Here is a 19,597-nt window from a genome sequence, read left to right as displayed (position 1 = left end):
CCCGCGGAAACCGGGACCACCGCCGTCGGACGCCCGCCGCGCCCGCCGATGGGGCCCGGCCGCGGCGGGCCGTTCGCGGGGATGAACGTCCCCGCGGAGAAGGCGCTGAACTTCTGGCCCTCCGCCAGGCGGCTGCTGGGCACGCTGCGGCCGGAGCGGGCGTGGCTGGTGCTGGTGATTGTGCTGAGCGTGGCTGCGGTGGCGCTGTCCGTGATCGGCCCGCGGCTGCTGGGCGAGGGCACCAACATCATTTTCGCCGGCGTGGTGTCCCGGGACCTGCCGGCCGGGGCGAGCAAGGACGAGGTGATCGCGGGGCTGCGGGCCGCCGGCCAGGATTCGCAGGCGGACATGCTCGGGGCCATGACGCTGACGCCGGGGACGGGCATCGACTTCACGGCGCTGGCCAGCGTGCTGCTGTGGGCGCTGGCGCTGTATGTGCTGGCCTCGGCGTTCATGTGGGTGCAGGCGTATGTGCTCAACGGCGTCGTGCAGCGGACGGTGTACCGGCTGCGCGAGCGGATCGAGGCGAAGATCAACCGGCTGCCGCTGCGGTACTTCGATTCGATCCAGCGCGGCGAGCTGCTCAGCCGGGTGACCAACGACGTCGACAACATTTCGCAGAGCCTGCAGCAGTCGATCTCCCAGGCGGTCACGTCGCTGCTCACCGTTTTCGGCGTGCTGCTGATGATGTTCCTGCTCTCGCCCACGCTGGCGGTGATTGCGCTGGTGACCGTTCCGCTGACGCTGGTGACGACGGCGGTGATCGCCAAGCGCTCGCAGAAGCTGTTCGTGGCGCAGTGGAAGCACACCGGGGAGCTGAACGGGCAGATCGAGGAGACGTACACAGGGCATGCGCTGGTGAAGGTGTTCGGCCGGCAGCAGGAGGTGGGGGAGCGGTTCCGGCAGAAGAACGGGGAGCTGTACCAGGCGAGCTTCGGCGCGCAGTTCATTTCCGGGCTGATCATGCCGGCCATGACGTTCATCGGGAACCTGGTGTACGTGGGGATCGCCGTGGTGGGCGGGCTGCAGGTGGCCTCCGGGGCGATGCAGCTGGGCGACGTGCAGGCGTTCATCCAGTACTCGCGGCAGTTCACCATGCCGCTGGCCCAGCTGGGATCGATGGCGAACCTGCTGCAGTCCGGGGTGGCGTCGGCGGAGCGGGTGTTCTCGTTGCTGGATGAGCCGGAGGAGTCGCCGGAAGCTGTTGGTTCTGTTCCTGCCGGCGGGCGGGGGCGGCTGGTGTTCGAGAATGTCTCGTTCTCCTATTCGCCGGACAAGCCGCTGATCTCTTCCCTTTCGTTGGTGGCGGAGCCGGGGCAGACGGTGGCGATCGTCGGCCCCACCGGCGCCGGCAAGACGACGCTGGTGAACCTGATGATGCGGTTCTACGAGCTGGATGCCGGGCGGATAACGCTCGACGGCGTGGACGTCACCGCTGTTTCCCGGCGCGAGCTGCGCTCGCGGATGGGCATGGTGCTGCAGGATACGTGGCTTTTCGGCGGGACCATCAGGGACAACATCGCGTACGGCCGGCCTACTGCAACTGAAGACGAGATCCTGGAGGCGGCGCAGGCGACGTACGTGGACCGGTTCGTGCACTCGCTGCCCGAGGGGTACGACACCGTGCTGGAGGACGAGGGTGGGAACGTTTCGGCGGGTGAGAAGCAGCTGCTGACGATTGCGCGGGCGTTCCTGGCCCGGCCTTCTGTTTTGATTCTCGATGAGGCGACGAGCTCGGTGGATACGCGGACCGAGGTGTTGGTGCAGCAGGCGATGAGCGCGCTGCGGTCCGACCGGACGAGCTTCGTCATTGCGCACCGCCTGTCCACGATCCGGGACGCCGACCTCATCCTGGTGATGGAGTCCGGCCAGATCGTGGAGCAGGGGACGCATACGTCGTTGTTGGCCGCGGGTGGGGCTTACGCGCGACTGTATGAGGCGCAGTTCGCGGCCCCGGTGGCGGAGGTTTAGCGGGGCGAGTCCCGCAAGCCGAGGATTGCGAGATGTTCAGTGCTTTGGCGGGGCGGTGCTGTTGCGTACAACCAGTTGGGTGGGGACGAGAGTGATGCCGGGTTCGGTGGTGTTGGTGCGGATCTGTTGGAGGACGTTGTCGACGCACTGGTTGCCGACGTCGGCGAAGTTCTGGTGGACCGTGGTCAGCGGGGGAGCGTAGGAGGAGGCTTCGGGGACGTCGTCGAAGCCGACCAGGCTGACGTCTTCGGGGACTGCTTTCCCCTTTTCGCGGAAGGCCCGGAGCAGGCCGAGGGCCATGTGGTCGTTCGCGGCGAACACGGCCGTGCAGCCGGGTTCGTCAGCGAGCCGGAGTCCGGCCTCGTAGCCGGAGTCCGCCGACCAGTCGCCGCGGAGCACCGGCGGGACGGCCTTTCCGGCGTCGGTAAGGGTGGTGCGCCAGGCGGCGGCACGGCGTTCGCTGGCGAAGGATTCTTCGGGGCCGGCGACGTGCCAGACGGTCTCGTGGCCGAGGTCCAGGAGGTGTCTGACGGCCTTGCGGGCGCCGTCGGCCTGGTCTGTGTCCACCACGCTGTACTGCTCGCCGGCGTCGGAATCGACGACGACCACCTTAACTCCAGGAGGCAGTGTCACGGTCGCCGCATCCAGGAGGTGGACCTCCATGATCGCTATCACCGCGTCAACGGCGAGTTCGCCCATCCTCGAGAAAGCACCCTGGATCCCGGCCTGCGTTGGTGCCGTCACCGGGATCAGCGTGATGGCGAAGTCCTGCCGGGCTGCGTGCAGTGCAATGGCCTCAAGCGTGCGCATGTTTCCCAGCGAGGACAGCGAGAACGTGATCACCCCAATGGTCCGGAAGCTGCCCCGCTTGAGCGCCCGGGCGGCACTGTTCGGCCGGTATCCGAGTTCGTTCATGGCCGCAATGACCTGGCGCCGCGTGCTTTCGATGACGTCCGGGCTCCCGTTGGACACGCGGGAAACCGTTTGGGATGAGACTCCGGCGAGCTTGGCGACGTCGGCCATGGACACCTGCTGCTTGCGCCGCGGCGCGGCGCCGGCCGCCTCCTTCGCGGGGGGCAAATTGCGGACCGGGGGTTGACCGGGTTCGTGCTCCATGTCACCATCGTACCAATCATGTTTGCGCAAACATACACAAAACCCCACATTGATGTTTACGCAAACAGGCCACGTTTTCTGTCACCAGCCAGGTGACACAGCCCTGAAGAGGACCTTTCATGACAATGACGTCCCCGCAAGTCGCAGCGCGAGCAGGAGCGGCTGCCCCGCAGGCCCGCACGAGCCGCCGCGCCAGCCGCCGTTCGTGGGCCGGCTGGTGGTTCATCGGCCCCTTCATGGCCGTTTTCGCCTTGGTTTTCCTCGCCCCGATCGCGTATTCCATCTACCTGAGCGTCTTCCGCAACCAGCTCATCGGCGGCACCGCCTTCGTGGGCCTGGACAACTACGCACGGGCGTTGGGGGACCAGCAGTTCTGGTCCGCGCTGGGACGGGTTTCGCTGTTCCTGGCAGTCCAGGTGCCGGTCATGCTGACGATCGCCCTAGTTGTGGCCCTCGCCCTGGACAGCGGCAGGCTCTACGGGAAGTCGTTCTTCCGGATCTCGATCTTCCTGCCCTATGCCGTGCCCGCCGTCGTCGCAACGCTCATGTGGGGCTTCATGTACGGCACCCGCTTCGGGCTGGTGGGAAACATCAACCAGGCCTTCGGTCTGAACCTGCCCAGCCCGCTCTCCTCCGAACTGGTGCTCGCCTCAATCGGAAACATCGTCACGTGGGAGTTCATCGGCTACAACATGCTGATCTTCTACTCCGCGCTGACCGTTATCCCCAAGTCCCTGTATGAGGCCGCCGAGATCGACGGCGCCGGCCAGCTGAGGGTCATCGCCGCGATCAAGCTGCCGGCCATCCGCGGCGCCATCGTGGTGGCCACCATCTTCTCGGTGATCGGCAGTTTCCAGCTCTTCAACGAGCCCAGCATCCTCAAGAGCCTCTCACCCAACACCATCTCGACCTACTTCACGCCCAACCTGTACGCCTTCTCCCTGTCGTTCTCGGGGCAGCAGTACAACTACTCCGCCACGGTGGCGATCATCATGGGGCTGATCACCATGGCCATTGCCTACGCCGTCCAGGTCCGCGGCATGCGAAAGGAGCGCTGACCATGAGCGTTCAGACAGCCGCCCGCCCCGGCAGTGCCGGCGCAGGAACGTCGGCGCCGCTGAAACTCCGCACCCCGCGCCTGCGGACCCCGCGCACAGCCGGCTCCCGGCGCTCCCGCCGCAGCCTGGCATTGACTCTCCTGATGGGCCTTGTCCTGCTCTACAGCCTGGCCCCGCTGTTCTGGCTGCTGGTCAACGCCACCAAAACGCAGGACGGCCTGCTCAACTCCTTCGGCCTGTGGTTCGACGGCGATTTTGCCCTCTGGGACAACATCGCCCGGACAGCAACTTACGACGGCGGGATCTTCCTTCGCTGGTTCGCCAACACAGTCCTCTACGTCGTGCTCGGCGCCGGCGGTGCCACTTTCCTCGCCGTCCTCGGTGGCTACGCGCTGGCCAAGTTCGATTTCCCCGGCCGGAAGGCCGTGTTCGCCGTCGTCATCGGAGCGGTGGCCATTCCGGGCACGGCACTCGCGGTCCCCACGTTCCTTATGTTCAGCCAGATGGGCCTCACCAACACCCCCTGGGCCGTAATCATCCCCTCGCTCATCTCGCCCTTCGGCCTATACCTCATGTGGACCTTCGCCACCGAGGCCATCCCCACCGAAATCATGGAGTCCGCCCGGATCGACGGCGCCAGCGAGGCACGCACCTTCTTCCAGGTCTGCCTTCCGCTGCTGACCCCGGGCATTGTCACCGTGCTGCTCTTCACCATGGTGGCCACCTGGAACAACTACTTCCTGCCGCTGATCATGCTGAAGAACCCGGACTGGTACCCGCTCACCCTGGGCCTGAACGCCTGGAACGCGCAGGCCGGCACCGCAGGCGGGGAAGCCATCTTCAACCTGGTCATCACAGGTTCCCTGCTCACAATCCTTCCGCTGATCGCAGCGTTCCTGCTGCTCCAGCGCTACTGGCAGTCCGGCCTTTCCGCCGGAAGCGTCAAAGAATAACGCCCGTCCCACCCTCACCAACAACGCAGTTAGAAGGAAGACATGATCAAGACCCTGACCCGCCGCGGCCTGCTGCAGACTTCCGCCGTCGCCGCCGCACTCGCCCTGGGGCTCACTGCTTGCGGAGGCGGCGGCAACGCGGCGCCGCAGCAAACGGTCAACAGCGACGCCGTCGAAGCCGCCCTCCAAAAAGGAGGCAAGCTGACGGTGTGGGCCTGGGACCAGTCGCTGAAGAAAGTCGCCGAGGGCTTCGAGGCCAAGTACCCCAACGTGGACGTCAACCTGGTCAACGCAGGCACCGGCAACGACCAATACACCGCCCTGCAGAACGCAATATCCGCCGGCTCCGGCGTGCCCGATGTGGCGCAGATCGAGTACTACGCCCTTCCGCAGTTTGCGCTCAGCAAGTCACTGGCGGACCTCGGCCAGTTCGGAGCTGCAGACCTCGACGGTACCTTCACGGCCGGTCCGTGGTCCTCGGTGCAGGCGCAGGGCGGCGTCTACGGCCTTCCCATGGACTCCGGCCCCATGGCCCTGTTCTACAACAAGCAGCTCTTCGACAAGCACGGCATCGCAGTGCCCACCACCTGGGATGAGTTCCTCGAGGCCGGACGTGCGCTGAAGAAGGCTGACCCCAAGGCATACATCGCCAACGACACCGGCGACGCTGGGTTCACCACCAGCCTGATCTGGCAGGCCGGCGGCAAGCCCTACCAGGTGGACGGCACCAACGTCGGCGTGAACTTCTCCGACGAAGGGTCCACCAAGTTCGCCGAGACCTGGCAAAAGCTCATTGACGAGGACCTTCTGGCCCCCATCAGCTCCTGGAGCGACGAGTGGTACAAGGGCCTGGGCAACGGCACCATCGCCACCCTTTCCACCGGCGCCTGGATGCCCGGGAACCTGGTCTCCGGCGTTGCCGACGGGGCCGGCAAATGGCGGGTCGCACCCTTGCCGCAGTGGGAGAAGGGCGCCAACAGCAGCGCCGAAAACGGCGGCAGCTCGCTGGCCATTCCGGCGGCCAGCAGCCAGGCAGCGCTGGCCTACGGCTTCCTGAAGTACTCCAACGTTGATGAGGAAGGCGTCCAGGCGAGGATCGACGGCGGCGCGTTCCCCGCCACCTCAAAGGACCTCGCGTCCGAGAAATTCCAGAACACCGAGTTCAAGTACTTCGGCGGCCAAAAGGCCAACCAGATCTTCGCCGAATCAGCGAAGAATGTTCCCGCCGGCTGGTCCTACCTGCCGTTCCAGGTCTACGCCAACAGCATCTTCAACGACACCGCCGGCCAGGCCTACGTCTCCGGCGCCAAGCTCAAGGACGGCCTGACCGCGTGGCAGAAAGCCTCGGTCAAGTACGGCACCGAGCAGGGGTTCACGGTCAAGGAATAACAGCCCGCAGGCAACCCCACCCATCTCCGCGGACGCGCCCGCCAGCCCGGCGCGTCCGCGGCCACCCAAACGCGCCCAAAAAGAGGAACTCCATGACGTACACCACCCAACACCGCTGGCTGCGCTGGCCGTCTCCGGACACCAAGAGGCTGGCCTACGGTGCCGACTACAACCCCGAGCAGTGGCCCCGCGAGGTTTGGGCAGAGGACGTGCGGCTCATGCGGGAGGCCGGGGTCAACATCGTCTCCCTGGCCATCTTCTCGTGGGCACGCATCCAGCCCACGCGGGATAGCTGGGACTTTGCCTGGCTCGACGACATCATCGGCCTGCTCCACGCCAACGGCATTGCCGTGGACCTCGCCACCGCCACCGCGTCCCCGCCGCCGTGGCTCGCGGCCGAACACCCGGAGATCCTGCCGGTCACCCAGAACGGCGAAACCCTTTGGCCGGGCGGCCGGCAGCACTGGCGGCCCACGTCGCCGGTGTTCCGCGAGCACGCGCTGACGCTCGTGCGCGCCATGGCCGAACGCTACAAGGACCACCCCGCCGTTTGCGCCTGGCACGTTTCCAATGAGCTCGGCTGCCACAACATCTATGACTATTCCGACGACGCCGCGGCCGCCTTCCGCCGCTGGCTCCAGGACCGCTACGGCACACTTGAGGAGCTGAACACCGCCTGGGGGACCGACTTCTGGTCCCAGCGCTACGCGGACTGGAACCACATCCTCCCGCCGCGCAAGGCTGCCTCCTACCCGAACCCCACGCAGCAGCTGGACTTCAAGCGCTTCTCCTCGGACTCGCTGCGGGACTACCTCCGTGCCGAACGCGACATCCTGAACAGCGTCACCCCGGATATCCCCGTCACCACCAATTTCATGGTGATGGGGGAGACAAAGGGGATGGATTACGCCGCCTGGGCCGCCGACGTCGACTTCGTCTCCAACGACCACTACGTGGCCCCCGGGCCGCAGGACCATGACGAACTGTCCTTCTCCGCGAACCTGACCGGCAACATCGCCGGCGGCAACCCCTGGTTCCTGATGGAGCACTCCACCAGCGCCGTCAACTGGCAGCCGGTGAACACGCCCAAGAAGCCCGGCGCCCTCGCCCGGGACTCGCTCACCCACGTGGCCCACGGCGCAGACGCGGTCTGCTTCTTCCAGTGGCGGCAGTCGCGCGCGGGGGCAGAGAAATACCATTCCGCGATGGTTTCGCACGCCGGCAGCAACAGCAGGCTCTTCCGCGACGTCACCGCGCTGGGACGCACGCTGGGCGAACTCGCACCGATCACCGGCAGCCGGCGCGAGCCGGCACGGGCCGCGATCCTCTTCGACTGGGATTCCTGGTGGGCCAGCGAGCTGGACTCCCATCCCACCGACCGGCTCCGCTACCGGCAGGAGGCACTCGACTGGTACTCGGCGTTCCTGGCCACCGGCATCCGCGCCGATGTCCTCCCGGCGGCAGGCTCCCTTGAGGGCTACCAGCTGGTCATCGCACCGGTCCTGCACGTGGTGCCGGCGGAGCTGCGCTCACGCCTGACCGCGTTCGTCGAAGCGGGCGGGCACCTGGTGACCACCTACTTCTCGGGCGTCGTGGACCAGAACGACCACGTGTGGCTCGGCGGATATCCGGGCGCACTCAGCGATCTGCTGGGGATCCGGGTGGAAGAGTTCGGGCCGCTGGCCCCCGGGGAGGAAGCCACGCTCGACGACGGGTCAGCCGGCACGCTGTGGGCGGACTCGGTGGCCACCACCTCCGGCGGCACGAAGGTCCTGCGCCGGTTCACCTCCGGTGACAACGCCGGCGAACCGGCCGTAACCCGGCGCAGCGTGGGCAGCGGATCCGCCGGCTACGTGGCGACGCGGCTCGGACCCGCCGGTCTGGTCCCTGTCCTGCGGGAATTCGCCGGCCTGGCCGGCGTCGGGTCTGAACTGCCCGCGGAACTGTGTGGCGCCGTCGAACTCGCCGTCCGCACAGGGGAGGACGGACGCTTCCTTTTCCTGATCAACCGAACGGACCAGGCCGTCGACATCTCGGCGGTCCCCGGCGCCGTCCTCGCGGGCACCGGGCAAGCCAAGCTCGCCGCCCGCGGCGTGGCCGTTCTCAAAGGCCCCAAATAGACCAGCAGTCCCCACAAGATCAGCAGCATCACCGCACCGAAGGGAATTCAATGACGAACAGATCCAGATGGCCCTGGGCCGCGACCGCCGCCGGCGTCACCGCGGCGGTCTTCTCCGCAGGGATCGTGGCCGGACCCGCGCTCGCCGCCCCGGCAGCCGACGAACCTGTGCCGGCCGGCGCCGTGACCGTGCGGCCCGACCCCTCCTACCAGGGCGACGCCTTCGAAGGATGGGGCACCAGCCTGGTGTGGTTCGCCAACGCCACCGGCGATTATCCGGATGAGGTCCGCGAGAAGCTGGCTGAGATGGTTTTCGGTGACGAAGGGCTGAACCTCAATATCGCCCGGTACAACATTGGCGGCGGGAACGCGCCCGACGTGAAGGACTACCTCCGGGCAGGCGGTGCCGTGGAGGGCTGGTGGAAGGCCCCCGAGGGCACCACCCGGGAGGATAAGGACTGGTGGGATCCGGAGAATCCGGATCACTGGAACCTCGACGCCGACCAGACGCAGCGCTGGTGGGTGGACCGGATCAAGAACGACATCACACACTGGGAGGCCTTCAGCAACTCCCCGCCTTGGTTCCAGACGGTCAGCGGGTACGTGTCGGGAGGCTTCAACTCCTCCCAGGACCAGCTGCGGACGGAGAGCGTGGACGACTTCTCCTCGTATCTGGTCCGGGTCGTCGAGCAGCTCGAGAAGACCCACGGCATCAAGGTTGACACGCTCGATCCCATGAACGAACCGAACACCCCGTACTGGGGAACCAGCCTGAATTCGGCTGGCCAGCCCGTCGGCGGCCGGCAGGAAGGCGCCCACATGGGTCCCGAACTGCAGCAGAAGGTGATCCAGTCCCTGGCCAAGGCGCTGGCCAGTGCGGACACCGACGCTGTTATAAGCGCCATGGACGAGACCAACCCCTCGACCTTCGCCAACAACTGGAACAGCTATTCCGCCGACGCCAAGGCAAACGTCGGGCAGCTCAACGTCCACACCTACGGCACCGGGCAGCGGACCGCCGTCCGGGATATCGCCAAGGGCGAGGGCAAGCCCCTCTGGATGAGCGAAACTGGCGGTTCGTGGATGGACGGGCAGAACTTCACCAGCATGCAGCCCGGCCTCGGCCTCGCCCAGCACATGGTCAACGACCTCCGCGAGCTCGAGCCCGAGGCCTGGGTGTTCTGGCAGCCCGTTGAGGACTACAACAACATGAAGCCCGGCGGCGAAAGCGCCATCGGCTCCAACTGGGGAGAGATCCAGTTGCCTTTCGACTGCGATGCCGGAGACAACCTCAAAAGCTGCCCGATCTACACGAACACTAAATACAACACCGCGCGGAACTTCACGCACTACATCAAGCCCGGGGACCGCCTGGTCAAGGTGGACGACACGAACAGCGCGGCCGCCGTCTCCGACTCCGGAGCCACCGTGGTGCACGTGAACGACAGCAAACAGCAGCGCCAGGTTGCCCTGGACCTCTCCGGGTTCGGTGCGATCCAGGGGAACGCCACCGTGACGCCGGTGACCAGCGACGCCTCCGGAGCGCTGGTGCAGGGCGAGCCGGTCGCCGTCGGAAAGGACCGCAGCGCGGTCCTCACGGTAGCCGCCGAATCCGTCACAACCTTCCTCGTCAATGGTGTGCACGGCGTGGCCAAGGACGCCGCACTGGTGCAGGCGGACCACGTCTACAGCCTGCAGGGCGTCGAAAGCGGCAAGTCCCTTACGCAGGGAACCGGCAGCACCGCCGTCATCCGTTCCGGCGCCGGCGCCGACCAGCAATGGCACATCCGCCGCCTCAGCGGTGAGAACAGCAACCGTGCCCGCTACGCGATTGAAACGCCCGACGGCGGGCGGCAGCTCGCCGTCGTCGACGGAACACCCCAGCTGGCGAACGCGGAAGCAGAGCCATCCGAAGCCTCCCAGTGGACCATGTCCACCACCGGCGACGGCACCTACACGTTCGTCAACGCGGCAACCGGCAGGCTCCTCGAGGTGGACGGGCACGCCACCGCGGACGGATCTGCAGTGACCCTGTGGACTGCCAACTCCGGCGAGAACCAGCGCTGGCGGGTCATCGATGAAACTGTCCAGGGATTCCAGAACGTCACGGCTTTCACCGTGCCCGGGACCGCTCCGCAGCTGCCCGCCACAGTGGTCCCCGTCTATCGCGACCGCGCCCGGGGCGAACTTCCGGTGACCTGGACGATGCCGCCGGAGAACCGGTGGGGCGCACCCGGAACCGTTGACGTGCGCGGAACGGCGACCGACGTCCTGGGTGCTGCGCATCCGGTGACGGCCAAAGTCACGGTGGACAAGCTCGTCTCGACGCTTCCGACCCGGGCCAAAACCTATGCCGGCGGAACGCCCGCGCTGCCCGCCACCGTGACAGCGGTGACTGCCGGCGGCAGCAAAGTGGAGCGGCCGGTTGTCTGGGATGCCGCCGGACCGTTCACCGCAACTGGCGTTGCCACGGTGGCGGGCACCGCCGACGCCGCCGACGGGCGGACGCTGCCCGCCACCGTGCGCGTCCAGGTCACAGCGGGAACAGCCGACAACGTGGCCGATGACCCCGGCACCACGTTCAGCGCCACCTTCACCGAGCCGGGCTACGGCACGGCAGGGCTGGGCAACGGCAACCTGACGGACAAGGCCTGGTCCAACTGGAAGTGGGGCACCAAGAACACCACCGACACCCTGTCCGTGGCGCTTGCGGGCCAGAAAACAGTGACCGGAGTGAAGGTCCACTTCTACCGCGACGGATCCACCGACAGCTACGCCCAAAGCCTCCAGGCGCAGACCAAAGCTGCCGACGGCATTTGGCGGAACGCTGGCGCGCCGGTCCAGGTCCCCGGCGGCAGCCCCGCACCCGTGGTCACGGTCCCGGTAGCCAATGTGGACACCAGCGACGTCCGCGTGGTGCTCACCGCCCGGCCGAACACCCACATGACGGTCAGCGAAGTGCAGGTGCTGGCGCTGGCTCCGGGCAAGTCCGCTGACGCCACGGCCGCCGGGATCTCCATCAACGGCCAGCCGGTGGCAGGCTTCGACCCGAACGTAACCTCGTACCGGGCCGAAGCCCAAGGGTCACGCCTGGAGGTCACGGCCATCGCGACGGACCCCTACGCAACGGTCACGGTGCAGCAGGCGGACCAGCCGACGGGTACGGCCGTGGTGACAATCCGGAGCGAGGACGGAAGCCAGACCCGGACCTACGAGGTCGTGTTCGGCCGCTAGTCGCTAGCCGCCCGGAGCGCAGCGGCACTGGCGGAAGGACGGCAAAAGGGCGCCGGGTGCGTCCCCGAGGGACGCACCCGGCGCCCTTTTGGCCATCTCATACCGCGTCTTCGCCGGCATCATGGGCAACTTCGCCCCCCATCTACGAGGTTGACGAAGACGTCTGGGACCGCGCCTTCCGGATCAACGTCACCGCCCTCATGCGCCTCACCCGCGCCGTCGATACCGCGTCCAAGCACGCCGTCGTCGGCATCACCAAATACTCGGTCGTGATGTACGCGCCCAAGGGGCTGCGCTTCAACGCCGTGGCCCCGGTCCCACCATCACCAACATCGTGGTCAACTGGGGATCCCAGCTCGCGGCCGAGCGCCTCGGCCCGCGGATGCAGGTCACCGCCACCGCCACCGCGCCCGCCACCGCGGCGCAACCCGCGGTTTCAAGGTTTCTGCGGGCGAGAAGCAGCTGCTGACGATCGCCCGGGCATTCCTGGCGAGGCCGTCGGTGCTGATTTTGGATGAGACGACGAGCTCGGTGGATACCCGGACCGAGGTGCTGGTGCAGAAGGCGATGAGTGCGCTGCGGTCCGACCGGACGAGCTTCGTGATCGCGCACAGGCTATCCCCGATCCGCGGTGCTGACCTCATCCTGGTAATGGAGGCCGGACAGATCGTGGAGCAGGGACAAACGCCCATCGGTACTGGCCAGTATCAGTATTGTCAGGTTGAGATCTAAGAGCCTCTTGAGCTTTGTCAGAAATAGGGGGAGACAGACCCTATGCTGACGCCCCTCCGGCTTCTTACCTGACGTCAGGTTGGGGTGTAGTGCAGCCCGACCATGGTCTTCGTCGTTTGGGAAAGCGGGAGACGCTTCCACACTTACTGAAATGGCAGTGAGTACTACTGTTACGCCGCTTCGGTAATCGATGCGTGGGCATGAATACTGAGACACCCCCGGAGACCAAGTATTGCTTATCCATTTTGTGTTTTCCTGTTAGCATCATTTGCCCTTTGTTAGGTTCGACTCAGCTCCAGAACCTCCTCATTAACGAAGGGAACTTCCATGTCTGTCCTCATGAAGGAAGAAGTCGCCACCCGCGCCCAAGACCTCAGACTCCTGCCTGCCTGGACCGCGTTAAAGGCTGCAGTCATAGATCTGCAAAAGGTGCAGGCGCAGGACGGCTCCGTCCCTGATGGCGGAGACCATCAGCAGGCTCGTGACAGCATTGGCGTAATCGTTGCCGCCGTTGAAGAGCTGTCCGCGTATCTGCCCCATGATGCGGAATACCTTGAGGCATTGGTGACCGACTTCCAGAAGTGGGCATCTGAGGGTCTGGGTGTGCCGGACTTCCTGGACTCGTTGATGGCTTTCCATCCTGAGCAGCCCCGTATTAATGGACTGCCGCACCTGGTGGTCTTCCCGATGTATACCCAGAACGGCAGCACCAACCGCTACGTTGAAGCGGTGCTGATTGAGGTCATCTGGCCGGAGTTCGTCGCGGACCTCGAGGCCGGCTCCTATTCCAACAAACTTTTTGTGCCGATCAGCTTCGTAGACTTCACGCCCGGCTATGACACGAACTCGGCAGTACTGTTCCCCGAAAGCGTGGCGGTCAGGAGCACGCCATCGTTCACCTGGGGCGGCATTTTCGCGGACCGTGAGGCGGCCCGTTTCCGGAGGGTCCTAAAGGCTGCTGCCGACACCACCTCGCTGGACCTGCCGGCCGATGCTGCGGCCTTGCTCGAGGACCAGCACCTGACGGAGAAGACCTTTGTGATGTGGGACCTGATTCATGACCGGACACACATGCGTGGGGACCTGCCGTTCGATCCGTTCATGATCAAGCAGCGCATGCCGTACTTCCTGTACTCGCTGGAAGAGCTGCGCTGCGACCTCACAGCCTTCAAGGAATCCGTCCTAATTGAGCAGGACGAAAAGGCCTCTGAAGATGCACGCAGGCACGCCAAGTTGGTCCAGTACGCCGTTATCTTCGACCGCATCTTCCGCTTCGCCATCACAGGCAGCCGAGTGCGCAACTACGACGGGCTCGGTGGTCAGCTGCTCTTCGCCTGGATGCACCAGCACCAGGTTCTTGATTGGACCGACGGAAAGCTAAACATTGACTGGAGGCACGCCGCCGACGTTGTTGTGCAACTGGGGGCCCGCATTGAGGAGCTCTACTGGCGTTCCATTGACCGTCCCAAGACGGCACACTGGCTGGCGGCCTACGAACTGATTTCCGGAACCGTAGCACCGCACCCCGCATCGGTATGGGCAAAGGGGCCGGAGGCTCTTCCCTTGGATGGGCCGCCGCGGGGTCTGACCGACCAGGTGCTGGATGATGAGTTCCCGCTGTTCATGTTCTACGAAGCGTTCGAGAAGAAAATGCGGCCGGTCATTGAATCGACCGTCGGCATTACGGGCCCGAGTCCCGTGAAGGCCAACGCGGACACCGGTCAGTGAATCAGCCTCTTGCAGGACGCACCGTCGTCGTCGCCGGCTCAACCAGCGCCGCCGGCGCCGCGGTGATCCGCATGCTCACTCAAGCAGGGGCAAGAGTTGCTGCAGTGGACATAAGCGAAGATGGCGTCCAGGAGCTTACCAGAGCCCATGAGAATGTCGTGGGCTACGTCTGCGATCTTGCCGACCCTGAGGCCGTTCAACGGTTAGCAACGGCCATCCGATTCGACCTTGGACCGGCGGATGGCCTCATTCACCTCGTAGGAGGGTGGCGCGGCGGCGGAGGAATCCAGGAGCAGACAGACGAAGACTGGGAATTCCTGCACACCAGTGTCTTCACGACGCTCAGGAACACCACCCGTGCATTCTATGAGGACCTCGCTACATCCCCAGCTGGCCGTCTGGCCATTGTCTCCGCACAGGCGGCGTCCTCTCCCACGGCAGATGGCGCCGCATACGCTGCAGCAAAGTCAGCTGCAGAGGCATGGACCCTCGCTGTTGCCGACGGATTCCGGCTCCATCAAGAGGCGGGCTGCAGCCTACCCAATAAGCAGAGCCCGGCGGCCGTGGTCTTCGTGGTCAAGGCGCTGGTGGATGATCGGATGCGTGCAGCGCAGCCCGAGCGCAAGTTCACGGGTTTTACGGACGTCACTGTTCTCGCGGAAGCCGTGGAGCGGATCTTTGGTATGGACGCTGCCGACATCAGCGGCCAACGACTGTCGCTCACCTCAGGGCGGCTTCTAGGCGTGCCAGCAGGAGTCTTATCCGTCGGGTGAGGCCTATGGACTGGAAATTCCAGGCCGTGACGACGGTTGGCCACGGCCGACGCATTGGTTCTTGAATGGGGCCACGAGAGGAGTCACATGGAGTGGATTGATACTCAGCTTTTTATTTCTGTTCTGGTCACGCTCTTCGTCATCATGGACCCGCCTGGAACGGTGCCGCTGTTCCTGTCCCTAACAGCAGACATGACCTCAAAGCTTCGAAACCGCTCTGCCTTGCAGGCTTTGGCGGTTGCCGCAGGTGTCATCACGGCGTTCGCCGTTTTTGGCCAGAACATCCTTTCCTACATGCACATAAGTCTTGCGGCCCTCCAAGGGGCTGGCGGCCTTCTTCTCATTCTCATCGCGCTGCAGCTGCTAACCGGGACAAATAATGGAACTGAGAACGCAAACAGATACAAGAACGTGGCGTTCGTTCCCTTGGGCACGCCGCTCATGGCCGGGCCGGGTGCCATTGTCGCTGTCATGGTCTTCGCTCAGCAGGCGGACAGTCCGGCTCGTGTTGCCGCAGTCATCGCGGGTGTGCTCCTGACCTTCATATCTCTGTATCTGGCAATGCGCTTCGCGTCTTTGATCCAGAAGATTTTGGGGGAGGACGGCGTCGAACTGGTGACACGCATAGCGGGCCTGCTGCTCTCGGCCATCGCCGTTCAGATGATCGCTGACTCGGTACAGGATTTTGTTGGCACCTGGAGCTGATGCAGCCAACATCAACAATTCTTCCAAACAGCAAAGCGCCTGCCGTCCTCTCCATGGGGGGCGGCAGGCGCTTCTCGTGTTGTTAGTCAGCGTAGGGGTCGGCGATGCCGATGTATTGGGTGGTTGTGTATTCGGCGATGCCTTCCGACCCGCCTTCGCGGCCGAGTCCTGATTGCTTCACGCCACCGAAGGGAGCTGCGGCGTTGGAGATGACGCCGGCGTTGAACCCGACCATGCCGAACTCGATCTGCTCCGCAACCCGCAGAAGTCGGTTGAAATCCTTGCTATATAGGTAGGACGCGAGCCCGTACTCGCTGGCGTTGGCCAGTTCGATGGCTTCGTCCTCGGTGGTGAAGGTGGTGACCGGGGCGACCGGGCCGAAGATTTCCTGGCCCAGGATCGCGGCGTCGTTTGGCACGTCGGCCAGAACGGTGGGCTGGTAGAAGTACCCGGGACCGTCCACCGGCGCACCGCCGGTAACAGCAACGGCTCCGGCATCGACCGCAGCGGTCACCAGGGCGTGGACGTCGTCGCGGGCCCCGCCATCAATGAGCGGGCCGACTTTGGTGTCCGGGTCGGTGCCGCGGCCGGCGGTCAGGGCGCCCATCGCGGCGGCGAACTTCCGGGTGAATTCCTGGGCGACGGCATCGTGGACGAGGAACCGGTTGGCGGCGGTGCAGGCCTCGCCCATGTTCCGCATCTTCGCAGCCATGGCCCCTTCGACAGCAGCGTCCACGTCAGCGTCCTCGAACACGATGAACGGTGCGTTCCCGCCGAGCTCCATGGACGTGCGCAGCACGTTCTGCGCAGCGTCTGCCATGAGGCGCTTGCCGACCGGGGTGGATCCGGTGAACGAGACCTTCCGCAGGCGGGAGTCCTGCAGCAGCGGCCCGGAGATCCCGGAGGCCGAGGAGGAGGACACCACGTTCAGGACCCCGGGCGGGAGGCCGGCGTCGAGCATGGTCTGCGCGAAGTACTGCGCTGTGAGCGGGGTGAGCTTGGCGGGTTTGAGGACCATGGTGCAGCCGGCGGCGACCGCGGGAGCGACCTTGCGGGTGGCCATCGCGAGCGGAAAATTCCATGGCGTGATCAAAAGACAGGGACCGACGGGTTTGTGCTGGACCAGGATCTTGTTCTTGCCCTCGGGGGTGGTGAGGTAGCGGCCGTAGTTCCGGACGGTTTCCTCGGAGAACCAGCGCAGGAACTCCGCCCCGTAGGTGACCTCGCCGCGGGCCTCGGCCAGGGGCTTGCCCATCTCCAAGGTCATCAGCAGCGCGAAGTTCTCAGCGCGTTCGGTGACCAGGTCGAATGCCCGGCGCAGGATCTCGGCCCGGGTACGGGGTGCGGTGCGCGCCCAAGAGGCCTGCGCAGCGTCGGCTGCATCCAAAGCAGCAATAGCGTCCTCGCTGGTCGCGGATGCGAGGGTGGCGAGCACCTCCCCGGTGGCGGGATCATGGACGCTGAACGTGCCACCGTCTGACGCGTCCCGCCACTGCCCGGCGATCAGCAGGCCGGTCGGGACGGATGCGAGCAGGGACGCTTCACTCGCAGGCGAAATAGCAGGGGTAAATGCAGGGGCGATAGTCATGCTGCTCCTAAAGAGGAAATTCGGATTTCATGGTCATACAACCGGGTCCTGTGATGGCGCCTGAGTGCCTTAGCCGATGGGCGTGGGCGGCTGTTCGCCGCGGAGCACTGCGAGTGTATTGTCGGCGGCGAGTACTGCCATGGCCGTGCGCGTCTCGATGGTGGCCGAGCCGAGGTGCGGTACGAGTGTCACATTCTCCAGGTCCAGCAGGTCGGGGTGGACCGTGGGCTCTTTTTCGAAGACGTCCAGCCCGGCACCGGCGATGACGCCCTCGCGTAGCGCAGCGGCGAGGGCCGCTTCGTTGACGATCGGCCCGCGCGCGGTGTTGACGAGGTAGGTGGAGCTCTTCATCGCTGAGAGCTGCTCCGCGCCGATCAGGTGGTGGGTGTTGGGTCCGTACGGGCAGTGCAGCGAAATGACGTCGGAAACCGTCAGCAGCTCGTCGAGGTCGACGCGGCGGGCGCCCAGTTCCGCGGCGATCGCGGAATCGATCTCGCTGCGGGACTGGTAAACGATGTCCATGCCGAAGGCCTTGGCCCGACGTGCTGTGGCCTGGCCGATGCCGCCCATGCCGACGACGCCGAGGGTCTTGCCCTGCAGGCTGGACCCGAGCAGGAAGAACATGCCCCACTTCCACGGCTGGCCGGCACGGATGAGCCGTTCGCCCTCACCGAGCCGGCGGGTTGCCATGAGGATGAGCCCGAACGCGATGTCGGCCGTAGCCTCGGTGAGCACACCGGGCGTGTTGGTGGCCACGATGCCCCGCGCGGTGCAGGCCCGTACATCGATGTTGTCGTAGCCGACGGCGACGTTGGAGACCACTTTGAGCTGCGGGCCGGCGGCGTCGAGCAACTCGCCGTCGACGCGTTCGGTGAGCAGGCTCAGGATCGCATCGGCACCGGCCACGCGGCGCAGCAGCTCCTCGCGGCCAATCGACTCCGGCCCGGTCCATGCATCGACCTCGTGCTCAGCACGAAGCTTTTCGAGCGCTGCCTCGGGAACCCTGCCCGTAACGACTACCCGGCTCATGCGGTCACGATCCATTCGCGCAGGCGTCCGAGGCCCTCGTGGATGGATTCCGCTTCGATACCCGAGTAGGCGAGCCGGATGTACCGCCGGTCCTCACCGGGCAGCCGCCGGCCGAAGTGCTCCCGCGTGCAGAAGGAAACGCCGGTCTTGTACAGGGCGTCAGAGGCGAAGTCGCCGACTGCCGTGTAGCCCAGGCGATCCATGGCCTCGGTGACGTCGGGGAACAGGTAGAAGGTCGACTGCGGGACGGCGACGTGCATGCCGGGGATTCCATTCAGGAGCTCGCAGGCCGCGTCCCGTCGTGTCTTGAGGACGTCCAGCATCTGCTGTACCGGCTCCTGGGGGCCGCGGAGTGCTTCGATGCCGGCCCACTGCACGTAGTGCGTGGTGCAGGATTCATCGTTGGTGTTGAGCGTGCTGAGCACCTTGGCGATCTCGACCGGGGCGACGGCGCAGCCGAGGCGCGAGCCGGTCATCGCGAACTTCTTGCTGAACGTGTAGAGGATGACAGTACGCTCGGCCATGCCCGGAATCGACGTGATCGAGCTCGAGATTCCTTCATAGCGGGTTTCAAAATAGGCCTCGTCGGAGAGGACCCAGAGGTCGTGTTCGATCGCGAGCTGTGCGATGGCCTCCCGCTCTGCCGCGGTGGACTCCGCGGAGATCGGGTTCTGCAGGTCGTTGTAAATGATGGCCACCGTGTTGGGGGTGATCGATGCACGGATCTGGTCCAGGTCGATCGCGAAGCCCGTGGAGGTGGGCACGTAGCGGTAGGCAACGGACGTGCCGCCGAGGTATTCGATCTGCGATTCATAGATCGGGAAGCCGGGGTTGGGGTAGAGCACTTCCTGGCCGGGGTTCATGACCGCCTGGAGGAACTTGGTGATGACGGGCTTGCCGCCGGTCATGACCACCACGTTGTCCGGCGAGAACTGGATGCCGCGGCGCGAACCGATGTCCTCGGCGAGGGCTTCACGCAGCGCCGGGATGCCCGGGCCGGGGCAGTAGCCCGTGTAACCGTCTGCGATCGCCCGGTTCATCGCCTCCACGATGTTTGGGGCGGTGGGGATGTTGATATCGCCGAGATGGAAGGGGTACACCAGGTTCCCCTTCGCCTTCCAGGCGGCGGCGGCTTGCGCGACGCTAAAGGCGGTTTCGGTGCCCAGACGTTCGAGCCGGTGTGCAAGTGTCTGCATGCTATT

Annotated in this window: 13 protein-coding genes and 1 pseudogene; 10 read left to right on the top strand and 4 right to left on the bottom strand. The window is 65.4% G+C overall.

What is annotated here, in order from left to right:
* The first annotated feature begins 48 nt into the window (after nt 1–48).
* On the top strand, nt 49–1,971 hold the full coding sequence (locus JYA52_RS10415; RefSeq protein WP_205653154.1) for an ABC transporter ATP-binding protein: 1,923 nt from the start codon (nt 49–51) through the stop codon (nt 1,969–1,971).
* A 36-nt stretch (nt 1,972–2,007) separates the two neighbouring features.
* Here JYA52_RS10415 and JYA52_RS10410 read toward each other — a convergent pair whose 3' ends face one another.
* On the bottom strand, nt 2,008–3,087 hold the full coding sequence (locus JYA52_RS10410; protein ID WP_307869355.1) for a LacI family DNA-binding transcriptional regulator: 1,080 nt from the start codon (nt 3,085–3,087) through the stop codon (nt 2,008–2,010).
* Nucleotides 3,088–3,212: 125 nt separating this feature from the next.
* On the opposite strand from JYA52_RS10410, the gene JYA52_RS10405 reads away from it, so the two are divergent.
* From JYA52_RS10405 to JYA52_RS10365, 9 genes and pseudogenes are all read left to right on the top strand, one after another.
* Nucleotides 3,213–4,145, top strand: coding sequence for a carbohydrate ABC transporter permease (locus JYA52_RS10405; protein WP_205653152.1), 933 nt, complete (start codon nt 3,213–3,215; stop codon nt 4,143–4,145).
* A gap of 2 nt (nt 4,146–4,147) precedes the next feature.
* The gene (locus tag JYA52_RS10400) at nt 4,148–5,098 is read left to right on the top strand and encodes a carbohydrate ABC transporter permease (protein ID WP_205653103.1); all 951 of its coding nucleotides are present in this window, start codon (nt 4,148–4,150) and stop codon (nt 5,096–5,098) included.
* 42 nt (nt 5,099–5,140) lie between these two features.
* Nucleotides 5,141–6,487: an ABC transporter substrate-binding protein gene (locus tag JYA52_RS10395; RefSeq protein ID WP_205653102.1), complete on the top strand. Its 1,347-nt coding sequence runs from the start codon at nt 5,141–5,143 to the stop codon at nt 6,485–6,487.
* Nucleotides 6,488–6,579: 92 nt separating this feature from the next.
* Nucleotides 6,580–8,607 (top strand): beta-galactosidase, encoded by a 2,028-nt coding sequence (locus tag JYA52_RS10390; protein ID WP_205653101.1) that lies wholly within the window; start codon nt 6,580–6,582, stop codon nt 8,605–8,607.
* A 50-nt stretch (nt 8,608–8,657) separates the two neighbouring features.
* Nucleotides 8,658–11,840, top strand: a complete 3,183-nt coding sequence (locus tag JYA52_RS10385; RefSeq protein WP_205653100.1) for an RICIN domain-containing protein — start codon at nt 8,658–8,660, stop codon at nt 11,838–11,840.
* Between the two features lie 432 nt (nt 11,841–12,272).
* A pseudogene (locus JYA52_RS10380) lies at nt 12,273–12,521 on the top strand (ATP-binding cassette domain-containing protein); the annotation flags it as partial.
* A 390-nt stretch (nt 12,522–12,911) separates the two neighbouring features.
* Nucleotides 12,912–14,300, top strand: coding sequence for a DUF6421 family protein (locus JYA52_RS10375; RefSeq protein ID WP_240460196.1), 1,389 nt, complete (start codon nt 12,912–12,914; stop codon nt 14,298–14,300).
* On the top strand, nt 14,297–15,073 hold the full coding sequence (locus JYA52_RS10370; RefSeq protein WP_205653098.1) for an SDR family NAD(P)-dependent oxidoreductase: 777 nt from the start codon (nt 14,297–14,299) through the stop codon (nt 15,071–15,073). Before JYA52_RS10375 ends, JYA52_RS10370 begins: the two co-directional genes overlap by 4 nt.
* Before the next feature lie 96 nt (nt 15,074–15,169).
* Nucleotides 15,170–15,778, top strand: a complete 609-nt coding sequence (locus tag JYA52_RS10365) for a MarC family protein (protein ID WP_205653151.1) — start codon at nt 15,170–15,172, stop codon at nt 15,776–15,778.
* A gap of 82 nt (nt 15,779–15,860) precedes the next feature.
* Here JYA52_RS10365 and JYA52_RS10360 read toward each other — a convergent pair whose 3' ends face one another.
* From JYA52_RS10360 to JYA52_RS10350, 3 genes are all read right to left on the bottom strand, one after another.
* Entirely contained in the window at nt 15,861–17,366 is a 1,506-nt protein-coding gene (locus JYA52_RS10360) for an NAD-dependent succinate-semialdehyde dehydrogenase (RefSeq protein ID WP_205653097.1), read from the bottom strand.
* Between the two features lie 69 nt (nt 17,367–17,435).
* Entirely contained in the window at nt 17,436–18,395 is a 960-nt protein-coding gene (locus JYA52_RS10355) for a 2-hydroxyacid dehydrogenase (protein WP_205653096.1), read from the bottom strand.
* Entirely contained in the window at nt 18,392–19,591 is a 1,200-nt protein-coding gene (locus tag JYA52_RS10350; protein ID WP_205653095.1) for a pyridoxal phosphate-dependent aminotransferase, read from the bottom strand. The genes JYA52_RS10355 and JYA52_RS10350 overlap by 4 nt, the downstream gene beginning before the upstream one ends.
* Between the last annotated feature and the right edge of the window lie 6 nt (nt 19,592–19,597).

Origin of the sequence: Arthrobacter pascens (assembly GCF_017052465.1) — a bacterium.
Lineage (GTDB): Bacteria > Actinomycetota > Actinomycetes > Actinomycetales > Micrococcaceae > Arthrobacter > Arthrobacter pascens.
This window is presented reverse-complemented; position numbering and strand designations above follow the sequence as displayed.

Bases quoted from the DNA above. Each gene is read 5' to 3' on its own strand.
- JYA52_RS10415 (WP_205653154.1), top strand. From the start codon at position 49: ATGGGGCCCGGCCGCGGCGGGCCGTTCGCGGGGATGAACGTCCCCGCG.
- JYA52_RS10410 (WP_307869355.1), bottom strand. From the start codon at position 3,087: ATGGAGCACGAACCCGGTCAACCCCCGGTCCGCAATTTGCCCCCCGCG.
- JYA52_RS10405 (WP_205653152.1), top strand. From the start codon at position 3,213: ATGACGTCCCCGCAAGTCGCAGCGCGAGCAGGAGCGGCTGCCCCGCAG.
- JYA52_RS10400 (WP_205653103.1), top strand. From the start codon at position 4,148: ATGAGCGTTCAGACAGCCGCCCGCCCCGGCAGTGCCGGCGCAGGAACG.
- JYA52_RS10395 (WP_205653102.1), top strand. From the start codon at position 5,141: ATGATCAAGACCCTGACCCGCCGCGGCCTGCTGCAGACTTCCGCCGTC.
- JYA52_RS10390 (WP_205653101.1), top strand. From the start codon at position 6,580: ATGACGTACACCACCCAACACCGCTGGCTGCGCTGGCCGTCTCCGGAC.
- JYA52_RS10385 (WP_205653100.1), top strand. From the start codon at position 8,658: ATGACGAACAGATCCAGATGGCCCTGGGCCGCGACCGCCGCCGGCGTC.
- JYA52_RS10375 (WP_240460196.1), top strand. From the start codon at position 12,912: ATGAAGGAAGAAGTCGCCACCCGCGCCCAAGACCTCAGACTCCTGCCT.
- JYA52_RS10360 (WP_205653097.1), bottom strand. From the start codon at position 17,366: ATGACTATCGCCCCTGCATTTACCCCTGCTATTTCGCCTGCGAGTGAA.
- JYA52_RS10355 (WP_205653096.1), bottom strand. From the start codon at position 18,395: ATGAGCCGGGTAGTCGTTACGGGCAGGGTTCCCGAGGCAGCGCTCGAA.
- JYA52_RS10350 (WP_205653095.1), bottom strand. From the start codon at position 19,591: ATGCAGACACTTGCACACCGGCTCGAACGTCTGGGCACCGAAACCGCC.